6 protein-coding genes and 2 pseudogenes are annotated in these 7,778 nt (G+C 72.5%); 5 read left to right on the plus strand and 3 right to left on the minus strand.

The window, feature by feature from the left end; all coding sequences use genetic code 11:
* On the minus strand, window positions 1-1,038 hold a 1,038-nt coding region (locus EAO77_RS34995; protein WP_147992361.1), incomplete at its 3' end, for a CaiB/BaiF CoA transferase family protein.
* 260 nt (window positions 1,039-1,298) lie between these two features.
* Here EAO77_RS34995 and EAO77_RS35000 point away from each other — a divergent pair.
* The 4 genes from EAO77_RS35000 to EAO77_RS35015 all read left to right on the plus strand — a co-directional run bounded on the left by EAO77_RS35000 (window position 1,299) and on the right by EAO77_RS35015 (window position 4,986).
* The gene (locus EAO77_RS35000; RefSeq protein ID WP_147992362.1) at window positions 1,299-2,021 is read left to right on the plus strand and encodes a TetR/AcrR family transcriptional regulator; all 723 of its coding nucleotides are present in this window, start codon (window positions 1,299-1,301) and stop codon (window positions 2,019-2,021) included.
* A gap of 95 nt (window positions 2,022-2,116) precedes the next feature.
* Window positions 2,117-2,626, plus strand: coding sequence for a DUF4334 domain-containing protein (locus EAO77_RS35005; protein ID WP_147992363.1), 510 nt, complete (start codon window positions 2,117-2,119; stop codon window positions 2,624-2,626).
* Window positions 2,623-3,714, plus strand: a complete 1,092-nt coding sequence (locus EAO77_RS35010; protein ID WP_147992364.1) for an NAD(P)-dependent alcohol dehydrogenase — start codon at window positions 2,623-2,625, stop codon at window positions 3,712-3,714. Before EAO77_RS35005 ends, EAO77_RS35010 begins: the two co-directional genes overlap by 4 nt.
* Before the next feature lie 75 nt (window positions 3,715-3,789).
* The gene (locus tag EAO77_RS35015; protein ID WP_147992365.1) at window positions 3,790-4,986 is read left to right on the plus strand and encodes a TetR/AcrR family transcriptional regulator; all 1,197 of its coding nucleotides are present in this window, start codon (window positions 3,790-3,792) and stop codon (window positions 4,984-4,986) included.
* A gap of 114 nt (window positions 4,987-5,100) precedes the next feature.
* On the opposite strand, the gene EAO77_RS35020 is transcribed toward EAO77_RS35015, so the two are convergent.
* Together EAO77_RS35020 and EAO77_RS35025 are read right to left on the minus strand one after the other, a co-directional pair.
* Window positions 5,101-6,243 carry an oxygenase MpaB family protein gene (locus tag EAO77_RS35020; RefSeq protein WP_261994294.1) on the minus strand — a complete coding sequence of 381 codons (1,143 nt, stop codon included), beginning with the start codon at window positions 6,241-6,243 and terminating at the stop codon, window positions 5,101-5,103.
* Window positions 6,138-7,144: pseudogene (locus EAO77_RS35025) on the minus strand (oxygenase MpaB family protein). Before EAO77_RS35025 ends, EAO77_RS35020 begins: the two are co-directional and overlap by 106 nt.
* Window positions 7,145-7,496: 352 nt before the next feature.
* On the opposite strand from EAO77_RS35025, the pseudogene EAO77_RS35030 reads away from it, so the two are divergent.
* Window positions 7,497-7,778 (plus strand): annotated as a pseudogene (locus EAO77_RS35030) (DUF2236 domain-containing protein); the annotation flags it as partial.

The following is a 7,778-nucleotide window of genomic DNA, read 5'->3' on the forward strand; positions in this document are numbered from 1 at the left end:
GATGGAACTCTCCTCACCCCTGACGTACGCCTCGGTGTAGGTGCCGCGAGCGGTCAGGTGCGCGTGCCCGGCGGCCTCGTGCAGCGAGAGCACGGGCGCGACGCAGGCGTCGGTGCCTTCGAAGACCGCCGTCCACTCCTCGCGGGACGCGGCCGCGAACCGGGTGGTGAACAGGGCGTGGAGCCCGGGCCAGTTGCGCGGGTCGGCGCGGTCCGGCAGGTCCTCGCCGTCGAGGCCCAGCAGGGCGACGAACACCTCGTAGAACTGCGGCTCCAGGGCGCCGACCGCCATCCAGCCGCCGTCGGCGGTCTCGTAGACGCCGTAGTACGGGCAGCCGCCGTCGAGCAGGTTGCGGCCGCGGGCGTCCTGCCAGGTGCCTTCGGCGAGCATGCCCCAGAACATGGCGGTGAGGTGTGCGGTGCCGTCCACGATCGCGGCGTCCACCACCTGCCCGCGGCCGGTGGCGCGGGCGGTGAGCAGGGCGGCGAGGACTCCGGTGGTCAGGTAGAGGGATCCGCCGGCGTAGTCGCCGAGCAGGTTGACGGGGAAGACGGGCCGTCCGCCGGGGGTGCCGATCATGGAGAGGGCGCCGGCGGTGGCGATGTAGCCGATGTCGTGTCCGGCCTGGGAGGCGAGGGGGCCCTGCTGGCCCCAGCCGGTCATCCGGCCGTACACCAGCGCGGGGTTGACGGCCATGCACGCGCCGGGGCCGACTCCGAGCCGCTCGGCGACACCGGGCCGGTATCCCTCCACCAGGATGTCGGCGCGCGCCGCCAGCGCCCGCACGGCGCCCGGTCCTCCGGGCGCTTTGAGGTCGACCAGGACGGAGCGCTTGTTGCGGTTGGTCACGTCGCGGGCGGGGTCGCCGCCGAGCGGCGAGGGGCCGGGCCGGTCCACGCGGACGACGTCGGCGCCCAGGTCGGCGAGGAGCATCGCGGCGAACGGACCGGGACCGATCCCCGCCAGTTCGACCACGCGCACGCCGTCCAGCGGGCCCGCCACAGCGTGTCCGGGAGGGTCGGTGGGGTGCCGGCTCATGGGTTCCTTTCTCGGCTGGGGCGGACACACCGCCGTCGATCGAGAGGCTTACTGAGCGTTCGCTAAGAACGTAGAAGGGGACGCCTGAGGGGTCAACTCCCCGTGCGCCACGAGTTTTCGTGGATACTGACCGGGGAAGTGACAGCAGACCGGGCGCCGGAGACGAGATCTCCTGATCGAGCGCTAAGGAGCCGGAAGGAGGTGGTGCGGTGTCACAGCCGTACGATGTCGCCGATCGCCGCCCGCCCCGAGGAGAGCCGTTGAACACCGAGCCGAGCCAGGACACCACGCCCCCGGCGCAGCACTGGCGCTCCTACGGACCGCTCGACCTGCACGCGATCCTGATGCGCGCCATGGAGGCCTTCAACGAGCACGGCTACCACGGCACGTCGGTGCGGGACATCGCCGGCCGGGTCGGCGTCACCGTCCCGGCGCTCTACTACCACTACGAGAACAAGCAGGCTCTGCTGGCCACCCTGCTGGAGACGTCCATCAAGGACGTCCTGGACCGCTGCCGGGCCGCCGCCGGGGAGGCCGGTGACGATCCGCTGGCACGCTTCTGCGGCATGGTCGAGTCGATCGTGCTGTACATGGCCCACCGCCGGCAACTGGCCTTCCTGGACACCGAGATCCGCAGTCTGGAGCCCGAGAACCGGGCGCGCTACGTCGCCCTGCGCGACTATCTCCAGCACATGCTGCTGGACACCGTCGAGGCGGGCCGCGCCCAGGGCGTCTTCACCACGCCGATCCCGGCCGACGCGGTGCGCTCGGTGCTCGTGATGTGCCAGGGGGTCGCCAACTGGTTCCGCGAGGACGGCCCGCTCACCGCGGAGGAAGTCGCCGCACGCCATGTGCTGCTGAGCCTCGGCACCGTGGGCCACCCCGGCACGGTGGGCGGTGACTCCCCGCTCCCGTTCGCCGGGGGCTCCTCCCTCGCACGCGGCGGAGCGGCCCGGGTCTCCGCCCCGCGCACCTCCCGGTGACGCGCCGCGGCCCGGTACTCCCCCGGCGCGCGGCCCGCACCGGCACCGCCCCGTCGTTCCCGTTCCCCCTGTGAGCACCGACGAGAGGACACCGTATGGACGTGCACGAGGCCCGCGCCCGGTTCCGGGAGCTGCGGCAGGAGGACGGGCCGGTCTCCCCTTCCGAACTCGACGCCATCTGGGCGGCGCTGGCCACCGTCCGCCCCGAGGAGATGCTCGGCGAGTGGACGGGCGGCGAGTTCCGCACCGGGCACCCCCTCGACGGCGTGCTGGAGAAGGCGGGCTGGTACGGCAAGACGTTCACGTCCGTGCACGACGTCAAACCGCTGATCTGCCGCGACGCGACGGGTGCGCTGTACTCCGACCGCGAGCTCGGCAAGGGCGAGGCCAGCCTGTGGACGGTCGAGTTCCGGGGCGAGACGACGGCCACCATGATCTACGACGGCCAGCCGGTCCTCGACCACTTCAAGCGGCTGGACGACACCACTCTGATGGGGATCATGAACGCCAAGGGCGTGCCCGCCGAGGGCCCCTTCTTCTACTTCTTCCTGGAGCGCGCCGCCGGGGCCCCGCAGGAGGCACCGCGTGCCGGAGAGGACTCGTGAGGCGCGTCCGCGCCGCGGTCACCGCGGCCCCGGGCGCCCCGTTCGCCCTGCGGGAGGCGGAACTCGAGGACCCGCGGCCGTGCGAGGTGCTGGTGAGGACGACCGCGGCCGGCATCTGTCACACCGACCTCGTCATGCGGGACACCTGGCCCGCACGGCTCACCCCGATGGTCTTCGGCCACGAGGGCGCGGGCATCGTCGAGGCGGTGGGGGCGGAGGTCACCGGCATCGTGCCGGGCGACCGCGTCTGCCTCACCTTCGCCAGCTGCGGCACCTGCGAGCAGTGCGCGGCGGACCACCCGGCCTACTGCCACGCCGCACGGGCCCGCAACCTCTCCGGCGGGCGGCCCGACGGCACCACCGCGCTGACCCTGGGCGGCGCACCGCTGCGCGCCGGATTCTTCGGCCAGTCCAGCTTCGCCACGCACGCCGTCGTCCACGGACGAGGCGTCGTCAAGGTGCCCCCGGACCTGCCGGCCGAGGTCGCCGCGCCGCTGGGCTGCAGCGTCCAGACGGGCGCGGGCACCGTGCTCAACCGGCTGCGCCCCCGGCCCGGTTCCGCACTGGTCGTGCTGGGCGCGGGCGGGGTCGGTCTGAGTGCGCTGATGGCGGCGGTGGCCGTGGGCTGCGATCCGGTGGTCGCCGTCGACCCGGTCGCGTCCCGCCGTGCCCTGGCCGTCGAGCTCGGCGCCGGTGCCGCCGTGGCGCCCGGGGACGGCCTGACGGCGACGCTGCGCGAGCTGACGGGCGGTGGTGCGCACCACGTCGTCGAGACCACCGGCCGCCCGGAGATGGCCCGCCTTGCCGTCGGCGCGCTGCGCCCGCGCGGGGAGCTCGCCCTGCTCGGCATGGGCGGCGAGGTGACGTTCGACGTGATGGGTCTGCTCGCCAAGGGGGTCCGCGTGCACGGGGTGATCGAGGGGGATGCCGATCCCGGCCGCTTCCTCCACGAGCTGATCGCCCTGCGCGGGCGCGGCCTCCTCCCGGTCGACCGGCTGGTCACCACCTTCCCGTTCGAGGACATCGAAGCGGCGGTGGCGGCCATGCGGGACGGCAGCGTCGTCAAGCCGGTCCTCACCTTCGGCTGACCGGCCGGTCCGTGTCCCGGGCGGTTCGCGCGGAAGGCGTCCTGCCCACTGGGGGCGTGTGATTCACTGATCCGCATGGCCTCCGTCCCTCCGTCCGCACGTCCGGCCGGGACGGCGCGGCCGGCCCCGGCCACCCGGCCGCGCAACCGCAGGCAGCTCATCGTCGACGCGGCAGGGCGCGCCTTCAGCGAGCGCGGCTACCACGCGGCGTCGATGGAGGAGGTGGCCGCCGCGGTGGGCATCACCGCGACCGCTCTGTACCGTCACTTCCCCAACAAGTACGCGCTGTTCGCCGAGTGCGCCGACGTCATGGTGGACGGCCTGGTCACCGCGCTGGACGAGGTGCCGGCCGGAGCGTCCCTGGCGGACGTGCTCACCGCCGTCACCCGGATCACCGTCGCCCACCGCGCGTCGGGCGGCGTGTACCGCTGGGAGGCCCGGTACCTCGACCGCGAGGACCGCCTGCGCCTCAAGGTGAAGTTCGACCGCCTGGTCGAGCGGGTCGACGAGGCCGTGCAGCGCGAACACCCGCTGCCCGACGGGCGCCTGCGGGCCACGGCCGCCCTCGGCGCGATCGGGTCCGTCACGATGCACCGCACCTCCATCGCCCAGCGCCGGGCCGAGGCGCTGCTGCTGGCGTCCGCGCTGCGGGTGACCGGTACGGACCCGGCGGCGGGCGGGGCGGCCGCGCACCCGGTGGAGCTGCCTCCCCGGCCGGTGCCGCGCACCCGGCGCGAGGAGATCCTCGCGGCCTCCGTCCCGCTGTTCGCCCGGGACGGATTCACCAGTGTCACCAACGGACAGATCGCGGAGGCGGTGGGGCTGACCCCGTCCGCGCTCTACCGCCACTACCCCGGCAAGACCGACATCCTGGCCGCGGCCTGTCTCCAGGCGGCGGGCCTGCTGGCCCAGGGGGTGGAGCGGAGTCTGGCCGGGGTGGACGGCGCGCGTGACGCGGTCGTCGCGCTGGCGGCGACGTACGTGGCCTACAGCTTCGAGTACACCGAGCTCAACAGTGTCGCCGAGGCAGAGGTCCGCGGTCTGCCGGCCGGCCCGCGGCGACCCCTGGTACTGGCGCAGCGCAGGCACATCGCCGTCTGGGAGCAGCGGTTGCGGCTGGCCCGGCCGGAGCTGGACCCGCGCCAGGCACGGGTGCTGACGCACGCGGGCTTCGGTGTGGTGGTCGAGGCGGGACGCAGGCTGCGGTGGCGGGACACCCCGGGTGACCGGGAGGCCGTGACGGCTCTGGTCGTGGCCGCTCTCGGGCTCTGACGGGAGCCGGAGCGCGGGTGGTGGGGCGCCGCCGGCGAGCGGCACCCCACCACGGTGCCCGTCCACGGCCCCTGTCTCCGTGGTGCGGGCACGTCCGGGAGCGGAACGGCGGGCTCAGGCGGCCCTGTTGCCGGTGGGGATGGTGATGGGGGTCGTCTTCCCGGAGGAGCCCTTGTTGAGGAAGAGCATGGCCAGGGCGCGCACGAACTGGTCGAACATGTAGAAGGTGCCGGGCATGACGGGTGACAGCCCCTCGCGGAAGAGGATGAACGCCGGCCAGGCGGTGCGCACCAGGGCGGCAGACGCGTAGTCGCGCTTGAGTCCCAGCCAGTCGCCGACGTCGTCGCTGAGGACGTAGCGCACGAACTCGTTCAGGAATCCGCGCGTCACCCCGAGGTCGATCTGCGCGGTGAGGCCGAGCAGTTCCTCGGCGAGGGCGATGCCCTCGGTCGACGGGGTGAGGATCGGGTCGAGCATCTGCGCCGCCTGCCGCTCGGCGGCCGCCCAGGTCTTCGGGATGTGCTCGTACGGCACGCCGAGCAGGTGGACGGCGACCTGCCACGAGTGCAGGAACGCCTCCTGGTCGGCCGCCGGGTACGGGATCCTCCAGTCCAGCAGCTTGCGGTGGACGTAGGTGCCGAGGCTGTGGAACGTGACCAGGATGTCGGCGGCGCTGATCGGGATGGTCTCGTCGGCGACCGCCCGCCAGTGCGGCGACTGCGGCAGCAGATGACGCACCGCCGCGTGCACCACGCGTGTCTTGTTGGCGGTGACGACGAACTGTCCCGTCGGCTCGAAGGCGCCCAGCTCGGCCAGGTCGTATCCGAAGGTGAACGTCTTGGCCGCGCGGTCCTGCATGTCGGCGCCGCCCGCGGACCAGTAGACGCTCTTGGCCTCGCGCGGGATCACGGTGCTCATGATGCCGCTGCCGAGGCCGTAGAGCATGAAGAGGTACGTGTCCCGGCGCCGGTTGAAGTCGGCGGCGCGGGCGAGCTTGGCGCGGTCGGCCCAGGAGGGCAGGACGTTGACCTGCCGCAGGTAGGCGTTGAATTCGGCCGGTACGCCGCTGGGCAGCGGGTCGTTGTTGTTCACCCAGGACGCCCACGCGGTGTTGATGGCCGGTACATGACCGCCGGTGATCATCTTCGCCATCAGAGGGTCCGCCGCGGAGTCCCAGATCCACTCCGGCCCGGTCGCCGCGGCACCCTGGGCCCCGGGTGCCGCCGCCCACGCCCTGGCGGGGTTCGCCACGCCCACGAGGCCGAGCGCGACACCGAGGGACAGTGCCTTTCGCCTGCTGAGGTTCTCCATTGACTTACCTGCTTCCCGGTCTTCGGGATGTGCTCGTACGGCACGCCGAGCAGGTGGACGGCGACCTGCCACGAGTGCAGGAACGCCTCCTGGTCGGCCGCCGGGTACGGGATCCTCCAGTCCAGCAGCTTGCGGTGGACGTAGGTGCCGAGGCTGTGGAACGTGACCAGGATGTCGGCGGCGCTGATCGGGATGGTCTCGTCGGCGACCGCCCGCCAGTGCGGCGACTGCGGCAGCAGATGACGCACCGCCGCGTGCACCACGCGTGTCTTGTTGGCGGTGACGACGAACTGTCCCGTCGGCTCGAAGGCGCCAGCTCGGCCAGGTCGTATCCGAAGGTGAACGTCTTGGCCGCGCGGTCCTGCATGTCGGCGCCGCCCGCGGACCAGTAGACGCTCTTGGCCTCGCGCGGGATCACGGTGCTCATGATGCCGCTGCCGAGGCCGTAGAGCATGAAGAGGTACGTGTCCCGGCGCCGGTTGAAGTCGGCGGCSSSGGCSAGCTTGSCSSSGTCGGCCCAGGACGGCAGCCGCCGCGCCGACTCCATGAAGTCGCGCACGTCCGCGGGGAGACCGGACGGCAGCGGCTGGTCGTTGCGGGTCCACTGCCGCAGCGCCTGGTTGACCTGGGCGACCTCGCCGCGTTCGATCACGGCGGCGAGCAGCGGGTCGGCCTCCTCGTCCCAGACCCACTCGGGGTCGAGCCCCGCTCCCCTGCCCGCCACCGAACCGCTCGGCGCCCAGGTCCACAGGGCGCGCGCATGGGCCGGCGACGCCGCTCCCAGCGCCCCGATTGCACCGAGCGCCCCTCCCGTGATCAGCATCTTGCGCCTGCTCAGCTCGTCCATCTCTGCGCACTCCTCACCGGTTTGCCCGGGACATGTCACCGGGATTGATGCGATGAAACACATCGTGCTTCACTGTTTCATCAGGGGAGCACACGCGGCGCCGTGATCGCCAGGGGTTGCGCACGATCGCCTGGGTGAAGCGGCCCGGAACGGCGTGGACTTGGCTCGCGACGGCGCTCCCGGCGGCCTCTGCCGCCACCATTGCCCCCGCCCACGCGGCTCGCTATGTTAATCGAGAATCACATCTGTGCGACAAGGTTGCGGCATGGTTCGGCACGTATCGCCCCGCGCAACCGGCAAGTTCGCGAAGGCACCTGGAACCGTCTGGCCCATCAGGGAAGCAGGTAAGTCAATGGAGAACCTCAGCAGGCGAAAGGCACTGTCCCTCGGTGTCGCGCTCGGCCTCGTGGGCGTGGCGAACCCCGCCAGGGCGTGGGCGGCGGCACCCGGGGCCCAGGGTGCCGCGGCGACCGGGCCGGAGTGGATCTGGGACTCCGCGGCGGACCCTCTGATGGCGAAGATGATCACCGGCGGTCATGTACCGGCCATCAACACCGCGTGGGCGTCCTGGGTGAACAACAACGACCCGCTGCCCAGCGGCGTACCGGCCGAATTCAACGCCTACCTGCGGCAG

Origin of the sequence: Streptomyces sp. T39, assembly GCF_008042045.1 — a bacterium.
GTDB lineage: Bacteria > Actinomycetota > Actinomycetes > Streptomycetales > Streptomycetaceae > Streptomyces.

What these genes read in the sequence shown, in the direction of transcription:
- EAO77_RS35005 (WP_147992363.1), top strand. Translation starts at nt 2,117, where the DNA reads ATGGACGTGCACGAGGCCCGCGCCCGGTTCCGGGAGCTGCGGCAGGAG.
- EAO77_RS35015 (WP_147992365.1), top strand. Translation starts at nt 3,790, where the DNA reads ATGGCCTCCGTCCCTCCGTCCGCACGTCCGGCCGGGACGGCGCGGCCG.